The following is a 17,975-nucleotide window of genomic DNA, read 5'->3' as shown; positions in this document are numbered from 1 at the left end:
TTGATTGACTATGCCGAAGTGTTTTCAGTTGTTAATTTCTTTTGTCCGATTGGAATTCGGCATGGCGCTTTTTCTTCTGGAACAATCCGTCGTAGCTGGATGGTGAGTAAACCATTTTCATAATTGGCCTCTTGTACTTCAATGTGTTCATCTAAACGTAAAGATAATTTAAATGAGCGCTGTGTGATGCCTTTATGCAAGAACTCAGCATGATTGTCTTTGGTCTGATCAGCATGTTGACCTGAAATATTAAGTACATGATTCTCTAAATCGATCGCGAGCTCATCTTGGTTAAAACCAGTCGCAGCTACGACAATGCGGTAGTGATCATCACCGACTTTTTCAATATTGTACGCAGGATAATGTGGTGCTTCACTGAGCATTGCATGATCAAACAAATCGTTTAAACGGTCAAAACCGATACTACGACGGAATAATGGCATTAAGCTTAAATTACTCATTGATAAAACCTCCACTATTAGGAAAAGTGATATAAATAAGCAACCTATGCGACTCGATTAGCATGGTTGTCACAGCAATAATCGGTGTGGATGTTTGCTGTACTTTTAATATTTGGATGCTCTATGAAATTTCAAGATTAAAAAATAAGATTTTTTTTAAACATTCTCTTTGGTTGATAATTATTCTATTTATATGAAGTTAGTCATGCATATTTTAAGATTTCAATTTCAGTTTAACCTAATGTTTCTAGGCTGGAATCATGTTATAAACAGTATCAAACCTCGACAATATGAACTAAAACGAGAAAAGTAACAGGATAACCACATGATCGATTTGTACTATTGGGGAACACCCAACGGACATAAAATTAGCATCGCATTAGAAGAGATGGGTTTGGAGTATCAAGTCTTTCCCATCAATATTTTAGAAAATGATCAGTTCCAACCCGACTTTCTACGCATTTCACCCAACAATAAAATCCCTGCGATTGTGGATCAAGATGGTCCCAAAGGTGAAGCCATTTCTGTGTTTGAGTCAGGGGCGATTTTGCAGTATTTAGGGCGTAAAACAGGGCAGTTTTATCCAAGCGATGAACAGTCTCGTGTTGAGGTTGAGCAGTGGTTGATGTGGCAAATGGGTGGCTTCGGTCCAATGCTTGGACAGAACCATCACTTTAGTAAATTTGCTCCCGAACGTATTGCGTATGCAACTGAACGCTATGTCAATGAAACCAAGCGTTTGTATGGTGTACTAGACAAACAGCTTTTTGGTCAAAACTATGTGGCTGGAGAGTATTCGATAGCGGATATGGCGATTTTTCCATGGATTCTGCGTTATGAGTGGCAGCAAATTGATATAAATGACTATCCAAATGTGAAGGCGTATATGGAGCGTATTCAAGCGCGCCCCGCAGTTCAGAGTGCATTGGCGCTTCAAGTTAATTAGTTACAGAAGCGCTGACTTGAACTGTGTTAAGCTTATCGCCTTCAAGGTATAAGCCATTCTTTAAAGCCACCGATGGGTGGCTTTTTTGTTGAAAGGTTGTTTGGACATCAGCGTAATGAAAAAAGAGTTTTTCCTCAATTTAACCCGTATTATTGAAGTGAATCCTAAAATCTATCTCAGTATTATTGTGGGGATTGCAGGATGTTTGGTGCTATTTGTAGCTGAAGCGGTACACATTCAAAAAATCATTGAACTGCTGAATACCAAAGATCAGGCGGTACTTCGAGCTGCAATTGAACCGATTGCCGATAAATATTCATGGTCACGTTGGTCTTTGTTGATTCTGGCATTGATCTGGTCAAGTTTTGCTTATAGCTCAACCAAGAAAAAGCTGGGTTTAAAATCATAAAATGATGTGGGCCTTAGGACTACTTTTCCTTTCTGCTTTTGGGGCAGCGACACTGCTACCCTTGCAGTCAGAGGCTGTCTTGGTAGGATTGTTGGCTCAGACGCAGTATTCAGTGTGGTTATTGGTAGCTGTCGCCAGTCTAGGCAATATTCTAGGTAGCTGTGTGAATTGGTGGCTCGGCTTGAAAGTTGAGCAATACAAAAATAAAAAATGGTTTCCCGTCTCAGAGCAAAAGATGTTGCAGGCGCAGGGCATTTATCAAAAATATGGTTTTTGGTCTTTATTACTTAGTTGGGTGCCCATCATTGGTGATCCGATTACCCTCATTGCAGGATTGCTCAAAGAAAACTTTGTTCGTTTTGTCGTGATGGTGAGTATTGCGAAAATCGGACGCTATCTTTTTGTATATTGGATGTTTAGTCAGTTCTAATTATTTTCAGAGACCAACTGGCCACATGCTTATATGTGCGGAATGGGTTCAAAGTTGATCTAGAGATGACACGAGTGTGTGAAAACTCGTGTCACGCTAAATTTTTAACGACAAGCATTCAGATCGAATTCAATCGCATCTTTAAATTTAGATTTTTTATAGAGCCACAGTGTACTTGCTGTGCGTTTAACACTGACTTTGCTATTTGCAACGGCTTGTAAAACCTGTTGATCAAGCGCGTAGATACCTGAACCTTTGATAATTTTAGGCTTCTTGATGTTGCCGTGTTTATCGGCTTTAAAGCTAAATTTAATTTGACGGTCATGATCATTTAACTGCGTTGAATCTAGCGCAAGCTTAGGTTGAGCCTGATATTGAAAAGGCACTTTTTGCTGCTGCTGTTGCGCACGCCAGTTTTTCGAGTCAAAGCTATAGTTACATGCTTCGGCATCATCTGGGGTTAAGTTTAAATTAAAAACTTGATAACCAATGACAGCTAAAGCGGTGTCGTCCTCCATAAACGGTTTTACTTTGGCTTGAAGCACGGCATTTACCAGCTTTTCATCTAAAGCTTTGAGTCCAGTCGTTTCTTGGACTGTCGCTTTGGTCACATCACCTGTTTCATCTGCATACACACGAATAATTGCTGCACGGTTTTTTTGATTTAAATCGCTATTTTTATATTGGGGTTTGGGAAAATCTACCCATTGAATACGCGTGGTCAAATGCGCCGATTGAGCTGAACTTTTTTGAATGGTGAGTTCTAATGGTGGCTGAGCTGCATGACTGAGATGAAAGGGCAGTGTAGATAATGCGAGCAAGAAGAGTGGTTTCATACGGTCGATTTCTTTTATAACGCATCCAGTGCGCATGACTTAAATAATTGTTGCGAGTATTTCCTGAATTAGAAAGACTCGCAAGTTATATTGTTAAATTAAAACTATTTTTGCTCAGCTTGGGTGATGTCTACACCAAATAAGTCTTTGGTTTTAGCCCAACTGAGTGCGACCACCAAGAGTGTCATGCTACCGCCAAAAATCGTTGCAATCACAGGGCCTAGATATTTTGCTGCAAGACCTGACTCAAATGCCCCCAGTTCATTGCTACTCGACACAAACATGCCATTTACCGCTGCAACACGGCCTCGCATATTCTCAGGAGGATAAATTTGTAAAATAGTCTGACGAATTACCACTGAAATACTGTCACATGCACCCGTCATCGCAAGAGCAAATAAAGACAGCCAGAGGTAGTTTGAGTATGCGAACAATAAGGTGAATAGGCCAAAACCTGCAACAGCAAGCAGCATATTGCGCCATGCATGTTGGGTGGGCGGAAAACGCGTCAGCGCAATCATGGTAATGAGTGCACCAATCGATGGTGCTGCCCGTAAATAGCCCAAGCCTTCAGGCCCAATTTTCAAAATATCTTCAGCAAAGATCGGGAGTAAAGCAATCACACCGCCGAACAGTACCGAGACTAAGTCGAGTGAGATAGCCCAGAGGACGATTTTAGTTTTAGCAATAAAGCGAAAACCTTCACCTAAACTTTGTAGTACACGTTCCGTTTCTATTTTAGGAAAAGTGCGTTTGCTTAAAAGATTGACTAAGATGAAACATAGGCTGAGTAGTACCGCGACACTGATGAAACTGGTTTCACGGCCTAAAAACGCCAGCATAAATCCACCGAGCATCGGGCCGATAATCACACCGCTTTGCCAACCAATGATGGTCCATGTGGCGCCATTGGCATAAAGTTCCCGAGGAATCAAAAAGGGTTTGAGTGATGTTGCGGATGGATTGTAGAACCCCCGAATTGTTCCTAGGCCAAAGATCACGGCATAAACACCCCATGACAGGGTGGAGAGTTCAATGTGCTTTAAGCCATAAGCATGAAATAAACCCCATAAAACCAAGGGTAGAGGAATGGCAAAGAACAAGCAGATTTTCATGATGGTTTGCTTATTAAAGCGATCGGCAAAATAGCCGCCCCATAAGGAGAGCGCAATAAAGGGGATTGCTTCTGCTAGGCCAATCAAACCTAGAGTGAGAGGATCTTTGGTGATTTTATACAAAGAATACGCCACAATAATTTCCTGGATTAAAATGGCAAGCGTCAGGCAAAATTGATTGAGTGTAACAAGAGAGAAGTCTCGGTATCGGAGTGCGACAAAAGCATCCTGTGTAGCGTTCATAAGGGTACAGTATGGAATGGATGAGGCATTATACGACTTGGACTAAACCTCGGTTATAAATTCATCGCTTAAAGCTTATCGGGAAATAAACTAAGCTTGCTTTTATTGTTGATTATTTGCTTTTGTTTTAGACAAAGTTCGATTAGAATATTCGCTCCCTTACCTGCAGGTCGTTTTGCAATGGTGCAAACGTTCCGAACAGGTGTTCAAAAGAGGTTGTTATGCCTAAGATGAAAACTCGCCGTGGTGCAGCTAAGCGTTTTAAAGCTACTGCTAACGGTTTCAAGCGTAAACAAGCGTTCAAACGCCACATTTTGACCAAAAAATCTGCTAAGCGTATTCGTCAATTACGCGGCTGTGTAATGGTTCACGTGAGTGACGTTGCTTCAGTTCGTCGTATGTGCCCATACATCTAAGGAGATTATAAATGGCTCGTGTAAAACGTGGTGTACAGGCTCATCGCCGTCATAAAAAAATTCTTGCTCGTGCTAAAGGTTACTACGGCGCTCGTTCACGCGTATATCGCGTAGCGTTCCAAGCAGTAATCAAAGCGGGTCAATACGCTTACCGTGACCGTCGTCAGAAAAAACGTCAATTCCGTGCTCTATGGATTGCGCGTATTAATGCTGGTGCTCGTCTAAATGGTTTATCGTACAGCCGTATGATCGCTGGCTTGAAAAAAGCTCAAGTGATTATCGACCGTCGCGTACTTGCTGACATCGCTATGCATGACGCAGTCGCATTTGCTGCTTTAGCTTCTAAAGCTAAAGATGCATTAGCTGCATAAGTCTTTAAGACTTAAAGAAAGACCGCTTTTTAGCGGTCTTTTTTATGGCCGATTATTTTTTGAATCAAATTTTTTATGGGTCAAAGGTGAGACTGTGATACAACCATAATTACATATGATAAGAAAGACCGCATCAGCGTTAGGCCAGTACAATGAAAAGAATCAATGTCGTAGGAACTTCTGCTACAGGAAAATCTACATTTTCCAGAGCTTTGGCCGAAAAGTTAGATTTGCATTATATCGAGTTGGATAATTTGTTTTGGTTAGACGACTGGCAAGAATGTCCCGATGAGGTGTTCTTTGCCAAGATTGAGTCGGAAGTACAAAAGGCGACACAGGGCTATGTGATCGATGGTAACTATACCCGCGCCATTCCTGTGAAATGGGCGGAAATTGATACTGTCATTTGGTTGGACTTACCGTTTCCAGTCAATCTTTACCGTTCTGTGAAGCGTGCGGTTCAGCGGACATGGGCGCAACAGGATTTATGGGAAAACTCGAATAATCGGGAAAGTTTGCTGCGGATGTTTGGTCGGGACTCGATTATTTGGTGGATGATCAAAACACATGCTAAAAACCGACAGAAATACTTAAAAATGATGCAGATGCCTGAATATCAACATATACAGTGGATTCATTTAAAGACACCAAAACAGGTGAGTCGTTTTTTAGACCAGTTGGCTGTTGAAAAGCATAACGTTTAAATAAAAAAATATCAGTGCATACTCAGCGATCAAGATGAATTGTTAAGCTTTAGTTACATAAATCTGCTTTAATCTCAAAGGTGGTCGATGCCTAATAAATAAAAAGATTAAAAAGAAAAGGAGCAGGATATGCTTGCAGAAATTACTGGGATGGGACAGGGAAGTATCACGGTGGAATTACAAATGATTCCCAGAAAAGGTGAGTCAGTCAAAATTATGTATGGACCTGATGCGGAGCTCGAAGGCGAGGTTGTTTCGGTTAATCATTATATTAATCAACATGCCAATCAGCATAAGGTGCAAATCAAAATCCGGCCTTTTAACCTTCTTATTACCGCCTGAAGAAATTGAGCCCATAAAAAAACGCTCTTAGAGAGGAGCGCTTTGATATACCTCTAATAGCTTATAAGCCAAAATAATAGCCCACTACACAAATCAAAATCGTAATTATGATTAAAGCAAATACCCCGGTTTTCCCCGATTTGTGGTGTGTTTCATGCGGCTTGGCCTCTATCGCACTTAATTTAGGTGTTGATTGATTGCGAGTATCAAGTGGTGTAGTTGTGTCTTTGGGTGTGAGCTGCGCGGTTTGATAGTGATTGGCCACTTTTACGATAAACTTGGTACTTAAATCATCAATCTTTTGCTCAAAATGACGTAAGTTCAATTGCTCATCTGGCGTGAGTACTTGGCCTTCTGCATTATAAGGATGTTGAATTTTAGTTTGGATAAATGCTGATAGTGTATCTAAACGATACAGCGTTTGGTGTGCATAATCAGCAGCGTAATCTGTTGGTAAAAGAGCGAGCCGGTGGACTGCATCTGTGGCATCTTGTTGCCCATAGTAAGGTAAGTTTGCCGTCTCTGGCTCTACTAAATCTTGTGCAAATGGCGCACTAAATAGTTCTTGTTCGGTAAAGTTTTCGATTTCATCCCATTTCGGCGTTTGTAAATCCGCTTCAATGCGTTTGCTGAGTTTGTGATTCAGTTCAAAACGCCATAAATTTTCACTACGGATTGAGCTTTGTTGTGTTTTTGGAATTATAAAATCGTGTTCAGCGCTGTACCACTCCGCCAGTTCTTTACCAAAAATCCAAGCAGTTTTTTGCTGTGCTTGATGGCTCACAATAATATGTGGCGTCGCAAGCAGTTCAACATTTGGGTTGGGGTTCTTTTCATCTGCTAGCAATGTTGAGCTATGCAGACTGAGCTGTTTGACCCCTTGTTTTTTTAAGGCTTCAAGCCAGACCTGAAAATGCTGAGCCAGTAAATGTTGGCTATTCAGATCACGAAACTGAAAGCAATGTCGGTCAAAAATGGCATGTTCTAACCAACGTTGGAAACTTAGGTTGTGGCGTAAATATTCATTGCCATAAGTAACTAAAGTAAGTTGTTGTTGCCAAATAGGATCAAGCGACATCGTTTGTTGTTCTCTTCTGTGATGACACTATCTTAACCTGTTTATAAAACCATGTACTAAACAAATTTTCCTGATCGTAGAGCTTCATCAACGTGCTTAAAAACTGATAGAATATGGGGTTTTATTAATTTTATAAATTGTTGCTTTGAGAGTTACTATGTCACTGGAAGCCCTGACCACTGAAGCGCTTGCTGCGATTGCAGCAGCAGAGGACCTTGCTACACTCGATCAAGTACGAGTGCAGTTTACGGGTAAGAAAAGCCAGCTCGCTGAGCAATCAAAAGCTTTAGGTAAAATGGACCCTGAAGAGCGTAAAAATTTTGGTGCGCAAATTCATGCAGTCCGCGAAGCGATTACCGGTGCTTTAACTGAACGCCAAACACAATTACAACAAGCGGCGTTGGCGCAAAAACTTGCAAGTGAAACGGTGGATATTACTTTACCGGGTCGTGGTCAAACGATTGGTAGTATTCACCCCGTTACTCAAGTACAAGAGCGTATTTGTCAGTTCTTTACCAAAGCGGGCTTTGTGATTGAAACTGGGCCAGAAGTTGAAGATGACTACCACAATTTTGAAGCTTTAAATATTCCAGGGCATCACCCTGCGCGTGCAATGCACGATACATTCTATTTCGATGCGACACATTTGTTACGTACCCATACTTCTGGTGTGCAGATTCGTACCATGGAAACCCAGCAACCCCCGATTCGTATTGTATGTCCAGGTCGTGTATACCGCTGTGACTCTGACCAAACGCATTCGCCAATGTTTCATCAAATTGAAGGTCTGTATGTCGCTGAAAATACCAGCTTTGCAGAACTGAAAGGTTTGTTGGTTAATCTGTTAAACGAATTCTTTGAAAAGGATTTAAAAGTGCGTTTCCGTCCATCTTATTTCCCATTCACAGAGCCAAGTGCTGAAGTGGATATTATGGATGAGCGTGGTAAATGGTTAGAAGTGCTTGGTTGTGGCATGGTACATCCAAATGTCTTGCAGGCAGCAGGGATTGATCCTGAAAAATACAAAGGCTTTGCTTTCGGTCTGGGTGTGGAACGTTTTGCGATGCTTCGTTATGGCATCAATGACTTACGTATGTTCTACCAAAACGATGTGCGTTTCTTACGCCAATTTGCTTAATAGTTTAAACAGTTATTTTAGAATTATTGAAATCCCCCTAAATCCCCCTTTATAAAGGGGGACTGGTCTACCTAAAACGGTGGTGTGTTTTCCTCTCTTTAAAAGAGGGGTTAGGGGAGATTAAGGACATTGAATTTATGAAAATTAGCGAAAATTGGTTGCGTACATGGGTTAACCCAGCCGTTGATAGCAATACTTTATCTGATCAACTGACCATGTTGGGTTTAGAGGTTGATGATTTATCACCTGCGGCAAAACCGTTCACTGGCGTGGTTGTTGGTGAAGTGTTGACGGTAGAACAACATCCTGATGCAGACCGTTTACGTGTGACCACGGTGAATATTGGTTCAGGGGAACCTTTACAAATTGTTTGTGGTGCACCGAATGTTCGGGTTGGTATGAAAGCCCCTGTGGCAACCATTGGTGCTGTGCTTCCAGGCGATTTCAAAATCAAGAAAGGCAAACTTCGTGGCATTGAATCACAAGGTATGCTATGTGGTGCGTCTGAAATTGATCTAGAAGATAAAATTGATGGTCTTTTAGAGTTAGCCGTTGATGCACCCGTAGGTGCGGATATTCGTGAATATTTAAATTTAGATGATCATGTGATTGATATCAGCATCACGCCAAACCGTGGTGACTGTTTCAGTATTCGTGGTATTGCCCGTGAAATTGGGGTGATTAACCAACTGACTGTGACTGCACCTGAAATTAATGCCGTTGCTGCGAGCATTGCTGATGAGAAAAAAGTTGTGGTGAGCACTGAAGGCTGCCCACGCTATTTAGGTCGTGTAATTAAAAATGTGAATACCAAAGCAGCAACCCCAGAGTGGATGGAACGCGCTTTGGTTCGCTCAGGGATTCGTCAGCACAGTATTTTGGTTGATATTACTAACTATGTACTGATGGAGTTGGGTCAACCGCTACATGCTTTTGATGCGGCAAAAATTCAAGGTTCAGTTCAAGTTCGTCAAGCGAATATGGCGGAGAAATTGGTTTTACTGAATGAACAAGAAGTTGAGCTCAATGAAAAAGTCATGGTGATTGCGGATGATGGAAAAGCATTGGCGATTGCAGGCATCATGGGTGGCTTGTCTTCATCTGTTACCGATGAAACCCAAGACATTTTCTTAGAGTCTGCATTCTTTGCTCCATTAGCCATTGCAGGCCGTGCCCGTAGCTTTGGCTTACATACTGATGCATCACAGCGTTATGAGCGTGGCGTGGATTTTGAACTCCCAATGCTCGCGATGCACCGCGCATCACAATTGATTGCAGAATTGGCGGGTGGTGAGTTCGGTCCGATTACGACTGCGGAACAAGCGGCTGTTTTACCGAAGCGTGAAGCGATTGAGCTAGAACAAGTACAAGTGGATCAATTGCTCGGTTATCGCGTAGATGCTGCATTTATTGCGGATGCTTTAACCCGTTTAGGTTGTGCTGTGACGGTTAAAGCAGAAGGTCAGTGGTCTGTGGTGCCGCCTTCACACCGTTATGATATGGTAATCTACCAAGACCTAATTGAAGAAGTCGCGCGTATTCATGGTTATGACAATATTCAAATCAGTTTGCCAAAAATTGAAGCGAAATTGGCTCAATATCAAGACCAATTTGAAATGGCTCAGCTTCGTCAAACTCTCGTGACTTTGGGTTATCAAGAAGCAATTAGCTTTAGCTTTGCAGACTTAAAGCTTGAGAAGCAACTCAATGCGGCTGTGAATCCTTTGGCTTTGGCTAACCCGATTTCAAGCGATTTAGCGGTGATGCGTTCAACACTGCTCTCTAGTTTGATTCCGTGTGTGCAATACAACGTAAACCGCCAACAAAGCCGTGTACGTTTCTTTGAATTAGGCTTGCGTTTTGACTATCAAGACGCTGAATCTATTCATGATTTGAAACAAATTCCAACCCTTGCAGTGATTGCAACAGGTGCAAAAACGTCAGAAACTTGGCATGCTAAACCTCAAGCTATGGATTTCTTTGATTTCAAAGGTGAAATTGAAGAAGTATTGGCAGCAGGTCGTGTGCAGGTTGAATATGTTCGCTCTGAACGTAGCTGGTTGCATCCAGGACAGTCTGCTGAGGTTTTAGTCGATGGTCAATCTATTGGTTACTTTGGTCGATTACATCCATCTTTAGAAGATGCATTGGATTTGAGCACAACTTGGGTGGCTGAACTTGATCAATCGGCTGTTTTGCAAACTTATGTATCTAATTTTACAGAATTATCACGTTTTCCGTCGGTTAGACGTGATATTGCGCTTTTAATTAGTGATAAGATAAATGTAAGTGAAATTCAGCAACTTATCGAAAAAACAGGTGTTGAGCTTTTGGACTCGACTTGGTTGTTCGATGTGTACACTGGGCAAGGCGTTGAAGATGGTAAGCGCTCATTGGCATTTGCACTTCTTTGGCAACACCCATCACGTACGCTTGAAGATGCTGAAATTAAATCTGGTATGGATCATATTTTACAAGTGTTGGAAAACACTTATCAGGCGACATTGAGGGCTTCATGACAGCATTAACAAAAGCGGAAATGGCTGACCATTTAAGTGAGCTCACGAGTTTAAACCGTCGTGAAGCTAAGCAAATGGTCGAGTTGTTCTTTGATGAGATTAGCCAAGCGCTAATCTCTGGTGAGCAAGTTAAACTTTCTGGTTTCGGTAACTTTGAGTTGCGTGATAAACGTCAACGTCCAGGTCGTAACCCGAAAACGGGTGAAGAAATTCCGATTTCTGCACGCCGTGTAGTGACCTTCCGCGCAGGGCAGAAATTCCGCCAGCGTGTGGGAAATGAGCAGATCGATTGATCTGCTTTTTTTTGCTTAAAATTTTGGGTGATCGTTTGGCTGATTCAATTTTTGCAAAATAATAGAATGTCATTTTTTGATAAAATTTGAGCATAAAAAAAGAGAGCCACAGGCTCTCTTTTTGACTAATCTCTAAGAGATTAGTGAGCTTTAGCTTCAGAAGCAGCAGCAACAGTAGCTTCAGAAGCAGCAGCAGTAGCTTCAGAAGCAGCAACAGTAGCTTCAGAAGCAGCAGCAGCAGCATCTACAGCAACTTCAGATGCAGCTTCAACAGCTTCAGATGCAGCAGCAACTTCAGATGCAGCTTCAGCAGCAGGAGCTTCTTCTTTCTTAGCACAGCCAACGAAAGCTAAAGTAGTAGCAACTGCAGCAGCAATAGCGATTTTTTTGAATAACATGGCATCACTCTCTAAAATATGAGATTAAAAAAAACCGACGTTAGTCTGTTGTGCGCTTTTATTGTTCCTAATTTTGTTAGGGACTAACAATGCAGGAGCAGCCTAACTGGTCTGCAAATATGCTATCACTGCGCATTTTGAATTGCTACTAGCTGGGATGAAAAAAGTGATAAAAAAGGTCTAAAAACAGGGCTTTTTTAACAGAAAATAACAATCAATGATGAGGTTTGTATTGGAGAAGTACTAAATAAACATTTAAAAAGATGAGGGTTTTTATTTCAAATTTTTATTTATCAAAAACTTGCAAATAAGTTTACAGAGAATGGGATGAAATGTTGCTTTGTGTAAGCTAAGTCAACCAAATAAAAAAGGCTGTCGTTAAGACAGCCTTTTTAGGTGAAGCAGGTCGGATCAACTAGTTGCTTTACGCTTCATTTGATCAAAGAAATCATCGTTGGTTTTGGTTTCTTTCATGCGATCAAGTAGGAATTCCATTGCTGCAAGTTCATCTTGAGTATGAAGTAACTTACGTAAAATCCAAACTTTACGTAGATTGTCTTCAGACATTAAGCGCTCTTCGCGACGGGTGCCCGACTTTTTGATGTTCATCGCAGGGAAGACACGTTTTTCTGCAATACGGCGATCCAGTGTAATTTCTTGGTTACCTGTACCTTTAAATTCCTCGTAGATCACTTCATCCATTTTACTGCCAGTTTCAATCAGGGCTGTAGAAATGATGGTTAGTGAGCCACCTTCTTCAATATTACGAGCTGCACCGAAGAAACGCTTAGGGCGTTCCAGCGCATGTGCATCCACACCACCAGTTAAAACCTTACCAGATGAAGGCACAACCGTGTTGTAAGCACGTGCTAAACGGGTAATGGAGTCGAGTAGAATCACAACATCTTTCTTGTGCTCAACCAAGCGTTTTGCTTTTTCAATCACCATTTCAGCCACTTGAACGTGACGAGCAGGAGATTCATCAAACGTTGACGCAATGACTTCACCACGAACAGTACGTTCCATTTCTGTCACTTCTTCAGGACGTTCGTCAATGAGAAGAACGATCAGGAAGCACTCAGGGTTGTTACGCACAATCGACTGAGCGATGTTTTGTAACAACATGGTTTTACCCGCTTTTGGCGGTGCTACGATAATTGAACGTTGGCCTTTACCGATAGGTGCAACCAAGTCAACTACACGTGCGGTTAAATCTTCTGTCGTCCCGTTACCAAGTTCCATTACCAATTGCTCGGTTGGGAAAAGTGGTGTTAAGTTTTCAAACAAGATTTTGTTACGTGAGTTTTCTGGAGTGTCGTAGTTAATTTGGTTCACTTTTAACAGTGCAAAGTAACGTTCGCCTTCTTTGGGTGGGCGAATGGTTCCCGTAATTGTGTCACCAGTACGTAGATTGAAACGACGAATTTGAGATGGGCTAACATAAATGTCATCTGGGCCTGCAAGGTAAGAACCCGCTGCAGAGCGTAGGAAGCCGAAGCCATCTGACAGAATTTCCAAAACGCCATCCCCAAAGATCTCTTCGCCATTCATCGCATGGCGCTTTAAGATGGCAAAAATAATGTCTTGCTTACGGTTACGAGCCATTCCTTCGAGGCCCATAAATTCAGCAATTTTGATGAGTTCGCCAATCGGTTTTTTCTTGAGTTCGGTTAAATTCATAGGAGGTCAGATAAGAATCAAAAATTCTAAATTACAGGATGAAAAGGAAGCAACATTTAGCCGCAGACATGCAATGAAGTAACGCAATTGTATTTGAACTATAACAATTCAGAGGACTGATTCATTGTTTGAAGAGAAACGTGTCAAAACAATTTGTATTGCCGAGCGGCGATCTTATGTGTTGTGTCTTTTAAGAAAATGACAGGATTGAATAATCCTTTATCTCTTGATCATGCAATATAAGAGAGAAAGACAGACTTGTCAATTTATAGCCGAAAAAAATACGCTGTTGTTTAGGCAGCGTATTTCATTTTCAATCTAAACGGATGCTTAAATGTTTTCTTCAATGAAAGCAGTCAATTTCGATTTTGGTGCAGCGCCCACTTGTTGAGCAACAACTTCACCATTTTTGAACATGAGTAATGCAGGAATGTTACGGATGTTATAGTTCACAGCTGTTGCTTCGCAAGAAGTCACGTCAACCTTAACAATCTTCACTTTACCTTCGTATTCGTTCGCCAATACTTCTAATACAGGTGCAATTGCTTTACATGGCGCACACCAGCCTGCCCAGAAGTCAACAAGCACAGGAACGTCTGATTGAAGTACATCAGCGTCGAAGTTTGTATCAGTTGTATTTACGATATTGCCAGACATGGATAGCTCCAGTTTCAATTTTTGGATAGTTTTATGGCTAATAGTATGTCATAGCCTGCTATCACTGAGTAGATGGATTACTAAATTTTCAACCTTTAGTTTGAATTTGTCTAATTGAAGCTCACGATGTTACTGATCGTGTAACACAATTGTCATATATGCCGAAATTTTAAAAGCTCGTCAATTTCTGACCATAAATGGCTTTTAAATTGCATGGAGGTGAATTAATCTAAGCACAATTCTGTATAGGTTTATATTAAATCATGTCTGATTTTTTGATTGATGAAGAGTTACTTGCTGCCATCGATATGGGGTCGAACAGCTTCCACTTAGCGATTGCGCGAGTGGACCATGGCGAAGTGAAAAAAGTTGCGTCAATGTCAGAAAAAGTACAGTTAGCAGCGGGTTTAGATGAAAATAAAAACTTAACAGAAGCCGCACAGCAACGTGGTTTGGCCTGCTTATCTCGCTTTGTCGGACGTTTAGGTTCGGTTCAGCCGAATCGTTTAAGAATTGTGGCGACCAATGCGCTACGCCAAGCTAAAAATGGACATGAATTTATTCAAAAAGCGGCAGAAATTTTGCCGAAGCACATCGAAATTATTGCAGGTCGTGAAGAGGCTCGTCTGATTTATTTAGGTGTATCTCATACCATGGTAAACAGTGGACGTCGCCTTGTGATTGATATCGGTGGTGGTTCAACAGAGCTGATTATTGGTGAAGAATTTGAGCCCATTCATACCGAATCTTTACAAATGGGCTGTGTAGCATTTACCAAAGCTTTCTTTGTCGATGGTGAAATTAACCAAAAAAGTTTTGATAAAGCCGTGGTGGCAGCACGTAAGGAACTGTCTGGTATTGCGAATACCTATAAAGAAGCGGGTTGGGATACAGTGGTTGGTTCGAGCGGAACCATCAAAGCGTGTCGTCAAATTACTGTGAATATGGGTTGGAGTAATGAAAAAGAAGAACTCACCCGTGATGGCTTAGATAAGCTTAAAGAAAAATTGCTCAAATACAAACATGTCGCTGAGATGGAGTTTGATGGTCTAAAAGAAGACCGTCGAGCAGTTTTGCCAGCCGGAATCGCTATTTTGTATGCCATTTTTGATGTACTCGAACTGGATAAACTGGTGTATTCAGATGGTGCCCTACGCGAAGGGGTGATGTATGACTTGCTGGGACGTTTTCAACATGAAGATATTCGAGATCGTTCTGTACAAGCGTTAATGGGCCGTTATAACGCCGATCCAAAACAAGCTGAACGAGTCGTGAACATGGCTCAGCATTTGTTCGATGGTGTGGCGGATTCACTGAAATTAACCACAGAAGACAGTGATTTACTGCGTCGTGCAGCTTATCTGCATGAAATTGGTTTAGCAATTAGCCATGCGGGCTACCATCGTCATGGTGCATATTTATTGCAACATTCAGACATTGCGGGCTTCTCGCAAATTGATCAAAACCATCTATCGCATTTGGTGGCCCATCACCGTCGTAAGCTGCGCAGTGACGCACGTGTTGATGTGATGAAGGTCGGTGGCAACAAATTAGTCTATCTTTGTTTGTTACTTCGCCTCGCAGTTTTACTGAATCATAGTCGTAGCGATCAGATGCTTCCTGCCATTGAATTAACAGTAGGCAATGCGCAACAATGGCAGCTGAGTGTTTCTGGTAATGCCGCGCAATGGCCTTTGCTGGTTGCAGACTTGCATGATGAGCAAGCGCAATTTAAGCATTGGGATGTTGAGCTGGATATCCAATCAGAACAATTTGTCGATGAATAAATTGGTCAATTAGGGATTTATGGTTGAGCTATGAAGAATAAAGCTGCGCAATCCAAAGCATGGACGACGGTTCAAATTGCACGTCATCCTGAGCGTCCGCAATTTTTAGATTATGTGAGTGAAATTTTTACCGAATTTGATGCTTTGCATGGTGATCGCTTATTTGGTGATGATGGTGCAATGATCGGTGGATTAGCTCGCTTTGATGGTCAGCCAGTCATGATTGTGGGTCAACACCGTGGTCGCAGTACGCGTGAAAAGTTACAACATAACTTTGGTATGAGTAACCCAGAAGGTTACCGTAAATCACAACGTTTACTCGATATGGCTGAACGTTTTAATCTACCCGTCTTTACATTTATTGACACCATGGGTGCATATCCAGGTGTGGGTGCAGAAGAACGTGGTCAGGCTGAAGCAATTGCAACGTCTTTGGCACAACTTTCAAGCTTGAAAGTGCCTGTAATTGCAACTGTACTCGGTGAAGGCGGTTCAGGCGGCGCACTGGGTATTGGTGTGGCTGACCGTGTGGTGATGTTATCCCATAGTATTTATTCAGTCATTTCACCTGAAGGCTGTGCGTCTATTTTATGGAAAACAGCTGAAAAAGCAGAGCAAGCCAGCGAAGCTTTGGCATTGACTGCTGAAAAACTACAGAAAATTGGTATTGTTGAATATGTGGTCGATGAAGGTGAAGGCGCTCATCTCAACCCGGAACAAGTCATGCATGCTTTAAAAACCGTTTTAAAAGATGCATTGGCTGAGTTGCAACCAATGGATGCGAATGAACGATGCGAAGCACGTTACCAACGTTTAATGAAGTTTGGCAGCGACAATTTAGGGCTAGCGTCTTAACTGAGTTTCAGGATACACCTGAACAGCCTCATTTTTTAATCGGATGTAGTGGTGGCATGGATTCCATGCTGCTGCTACATTTGATGTCTCATTTATTTCCCAAGCGCATTCGCGCCATCTATATTGATCATCAATTGCAGGATGTCAGCCCGCAGTGGGGTAGCTTTGTTCAAGAACAATGCTATGTCTTGGATGTCCCATGTGTAATTCAAGCGGTGGATGTTGATACAGGCAATGTAGAAAGCCAAGCACGTAGTGCACGTTATGCTGCCTTTCAGAAGCATCTTCTTGCCAATGAAATTTTAGTTCTCGCTCATCATCAACAAGATCAAGCTGAAACCGTTTTACTCCGTTTACTCTCTGGTGCGGGAATTCATGGACTTGCCGCCATGCAGAGCATCGACATACGAGAGCAATTTACAATTTGGCGCCCGCTATTGGCTTTGTCCAGACAGCAAATTGAGCTGTGGGCCGCTGAGATGCAGCTAAGAAATATTCAAGACCAAACCAATTTTGATACCAGTTATGATCGGGCATGGTGCCGAGCTGAATTGTGGCCAATCTTAGAAAAACGCTTTCCGAAAATGCAGCAAGCTTTGGCACGCACCAGTTATTTGATGCAAGATGCCGAAACGATTTTGGCTGATGTGTTGACACAAGATTGGGCCAGTTGCGGGAATGCTGCGGTTTTAAATTTAACCCCATTTCGTCAATTATCTGCACCGAGACAGCGACAGTTGTTGTCCGCTTGGATGAAAGGTGAGGATTTATATCGCCCCGCTTTTGATATGGTGCAACGCTTGTTTGATGAAGTGATTGAATCCAAAGTGGATGCCCAAGCCGCATTGCACTGGAACCAATATTATTATGTGCGCTATCAACAACAGCTCTTTCGTGTCAGTAAAGCAGAGTATTTGGCGGAACAATTCCAGACGATTGAGTCAATTGAGCAGCGTTTTAGTTTAGATCAAGCTTATGCATTGGCTTCAGGGCAATATCACATTGAAACACAAAAATATGGACTGTCTTCTGCATTATTGGAGCAGCCTTTACAGATAAAACCGCGCTTAGGTGGGGAAAAATTGCATTTGTATGGGCGTGTTGGGGCTTGGCCGTTGAAAAAAGCCATTCAGAGCGCACAAATTTTTCCGTGGCAACGTCATACAATACAAATATTAAGCATAGATAATGTTATGCTTGGTGTTTTTACGCCTAAAGGATTTTGGTTGGTCGAGTCGGCTTATTGTGAAGCGGGTGGATGGCAACCAAATTTAATCGCTTAGTTAAAAAATTCAGG

General features: G+C 42.0%; 20 protein-coding genes. 13 read left to right on the top strand and 7 right to left on the bottom strand.

The window, feature by feature from the left end:
* Nucleotides 1-8: 8 nt before the first annotated feature.
* On the bottom strand, nucleotides 9-461 hold the full coding sequence (locus tag ACY3FQ_RS13265) for an Hsp20 family protein (protein ID WP_489774165.1): 453 nt from the start codon (nucleotides 459-461) through the stop codon (nucleotides 9-11).
* Nucleotides 462-786: 325 nt separating this feature from the next.
* On the opposite strand from ACY3FQ_RS13265, the gene ACY3FQ_RS13260 reads away from it, so the two are divergent.
* The 3 genes from ACY3FQ_RS13260 (at nucleotide 787) to ACY3FQ_RS13250 (ending at nucleotide 2,246) form a co-directional block, all read left to right on the top strand.
* Nucleotides 787-1,407 carry a glutathione binding-like protein gene (locus ACY3FQ_RS13260; protein WP_078426838.1) on the top strand — a complete coding sequence of 207 codons (621 nt, stop codon included), beginning with the start codon at nucleotides 787-789 and terminating at the stop codon, nucleotides 1,405-1,407.
* A 115-nt stretch (nucleotides 1,408-1,522) separates the two neighbouring features.
* Nucleotides 1,523-1,816 (top strand): hypothetical protein, encoded by a 294-nt coding sequence (locus ACY3FQ_RS13255; protein ID WP_039890203.1) that lies wholly within the window; start codon nucleotides 1,523-1,525, stop codon nucleotides 1,814-1,816.
* Between the two features lies 1 nt (nucleotide 1,817).
* Nucleotides 1,818-2,246, top strand: a complete 429-nt coding sequence (locus tag ACY3FQ_RS13250; RefSeq protein ID WP_005400747.1) for a YqaA family protein — start codon at nucleotides 1,818-1,820, stop codon at nucleotides 2,244-2,246.
* A gap of 104 nt (nucleotides 2,247-2,350) precedes the next feature.
* On the opposite strand, the gene ACY3FQ_RS13245 is transcribed toward ACY3FQ_RS13250, so the two are convergent.
* Nucleotides 2,351-3,082, bottom strand: a complete 732-nt coding sequence (locus ACY3FQ_RS13245) for an energy transducer TonB (protein WP_010325944.1) — start codon at nucleotides 3,080-3,082, stop codon at nucleotides 2,351-2,353.
* Between the two features lie 104 nt (nucleotides 3,083-3,186).
* On the bottom strand, nucleotides 3,187-4,440 hold the full coding sequence (locus ACY3FQ_RS13240; protein WP_005400745.1) for an MFS transporter: 1,254 nt from the start codon (nucleotides 4,438-4,440) through the stop codon (nucleotides 3,187-3,189).
* Between the two features lie 221 nt (nucleotides 4,441-4,661).
* On the opposite strand from ACY3FQ_RS13240, the gene rpmI reads away from it, so the two are divergent.
* The 4 genes from rpmI (at nucleotide 4,662) to ACY3FQ_RS13220 (ending at nucleotide 6,273) form a co-directional block, all read left to right on the top strand.
* Entirely contained in the window at nucleotides 4,662-4,856 is a 195-nt protein-coding gene (gene rpmI / locus ACY3FQ_RS13235) for a 50S ribosomal protein L35 (RefSeq protein ID WP_004278281.1), read from the top strand.
* Nucleotides 4,857-4,867: 11 nt separating this feature from the next.
* Complete coding sequence (gene rplT / locus ACY3FQ_RS13230; protein ID WP_004692276.1) at nucleotides 4,868-5,227, top strand: 50S ribosomal protein L20; 360 nt, start codon at nucleotides 4,868-4,870, stop codon at nucleotides 5,225-5,227.
* A 152-nt stretch (nucleotides 5,228-5,379) separates the two neighbouring features.
* The gene (locus ACY3FQ_RS13225; protein WP_005400744.1) at nucleotides 5,380-5,931 is read left to right on the top strand and encodes a P-loop NTPase family protein; all 552 of its coding nucleotides are present in this window, start codon (nucleotides 5,380-5,382) and stop codon (nucleotides 5,929-5,931) included.
* A 129-nt stretch (nucleotides 5,932-6,060) separates the two neighbouring features.
* Complete coding sequence (locus ACY3FQ_RS13220) at nucleotides 6,061-6,273, top strand: KOW domain-containing RNA-binding protein (protein ID WP_004692273.1); 213 nt, start codon at nucleotides 6,061-6,063, stop codon at nucleotides 6,271-6,273.
* Nucleotides 6,274-6,334: 61 nt separating this feature from the next.
* On the opposite strand, the gene ACY3FQ_RS13215 is transcribed toward ACY3FQ_RS13220, so the two are convergent.
* Nucleotides 6,335-7,351, bottom strand: a complete 1,017-nt coding sequence (locus ACY3FQ_RS13215) for a hypothetical protein (RefSeq protein WP_005400743.1) — start codon at nucleotides 7,349-7,351, stop codon at nucleotides 6,335-6,337.
* Between the two features lie 157 nt (nucleotides 7,352-7,508).
* On the opposite strand from ACY3FQ_RS13215, the gene pheS reads away from it, so the two are divergent.
* The 3 genes from pheS to ACY3FQ_RS13200 all read left to right on the top strand — a co-directional run bounded on the left by pheS (nucleotide 7,509) and on the right by ACY3FQ_RS13200 (nucleotide 11,301).
* The gene (gene pheS, locus ACY3FQ_RS13210) at nucleotides 7,509-8,489 is read left to right on the top strand and encodes a phenylalanine--tRNA ligase subunit alpha (protein ID WP_004979194.1); all 981 of its coding nucleotides are present in this window, start codon (nucleotides 7,509-7,511) and stop codon (nucleotides 8,487-8,489) included.
* A 137-nt stretch (nucleotides 8,490-8,626) separates the two neighbouring features.
* Nucleotides 8,627-11,008: a phenylalanine--tRNA ligase subunit beta gene (gene pheT, locus ACY3FQ_RS13205; protein ID WP_005400741.1), complete on the top strand. Its 2,382-nt coding sequence runs from the start codon at nucleotides 8,627-8,629 to the stop codon at nucleotides 11,006-11,008.
* Nucleotides 11,005-11,301, top strand: coding sequence for an integration host factor subunit alpha (locus ACY3FQ_RS13200; RefSeq protein WP_004649746.1), 297 nt, complete (start codon nucleotides 11,005-11,007; stop codon nucleotides 11,299-11,301). The genes pheT and ACY3FQ_RS13200 overlap by 4 nt, the downstream gene beginning before the upstream one ends.
* Before the next feature lie 140 nt (nucleotides 11,302-11,441).
* Here ACY3FQ_RS13200 and ACY3FQ_RS13195 read toward each other — a convergent pair whose 3' ends face one another.
* From ACY3FQ_RS13195 to trxA, 3 genes are all read right to left on the bottom strand, one after another.
* The gene (locus ACY3FQ_RS13195; protein ID WP_005400740.1) at nucleotides 11,442-11,699 is read right to left on the bottom strand and encodes a hypothetical protein; all 258 of its coding nucleotides are present in this window, start codon (nucleotides 11,697-11,699) and stop codon (nucleotides 11,442-11,444) included.
* Between the two features lie 411 nt (nucleotides 11,700-12,110).
* On the bottom strand, nucleotides 12,111-13,379 hold the full coding sequence (rho, locus tag ACY3FQ_RS13190; protein WP_004692266.1) for a transcription termination factor Rho: 1,269 nt from the start codon (nucleotides 13,377-13,379) through the stop codon (nucleotides 12,111-12,113).
* Between the two features lie 330 nt (nucleotides 13,380-13,709).
* Nucleotides 13,710-14,036 carry a thioredoxin gene (gene trxA / locus ACY3FQ_RS13185; RefSeq protein ID WP_004692264.1) on the bottom strand — a complete coding sequence of 109 codons (327 nt, stop codon included), beginning with the start codon at nucleotides 14,034-14,036 and terminating at the stop codon, nucleotides 13,710-13,712.
* Nucleotides 14,037-14,299: 263 nt separating this feature from the next.
* Between trxA and ppx the strand changes: the two genes are divergently transcribed.
* The 3 genes from ppx to tilS are packed head-to-tail and all read left to right on the top strand — an operon-like array spanning nucleotide 14,300 to nucleotide 17,961.
* Nucleotides 14,300-15,823, top strand: a complete 1,524-nt coding sequence (gene ppx, locus ACY3FQ_RS13180; RefSeq protein WP_004692262.1) for an exopolyphosphatase — start codon at nucleotides 14,300-14,302, stop codon at nucleotides 15,821-15,823.
* A gap of 30 nt (nucleotides 15,824-15,853) precedes the next feature.
* Complete coding sequence (locus ACY3FQ_RS13175) at nucleotides 15,854-16,678, top strand: acetyl-CoA carboxylase carboxyltransferase subunit alpha (RefSeq protein WP_005400738.1); 825 nt, start codon at nucleotides 15,854-15,856, stop codon at nucleotides 16,676-16,678.
* A complete protein-coding gene (gene tilS, locus ACY3FQ_RS13170; protein ID WP_005400737.1) occupies nucleotides 16,615-17,961 on the top strand; it encodes a tRNA lysidine(34) synthetase TilS in 1,347 nt (448 codons plus the stop codon). Before ACY3FQ_RS13175 ends, tilS begins: the two co-directional genes overlap by 64 nt.
* The last annotated feature ends 14 nt before the right edge of the window (nucleotides 17,962-17,975 follow it).

Source organism: Acinetobacter sp. AB03 (assembly GCF_058107045.1).
This window is presented reverse-complemented; position numbering and strand designations above follow the sequence as displayed.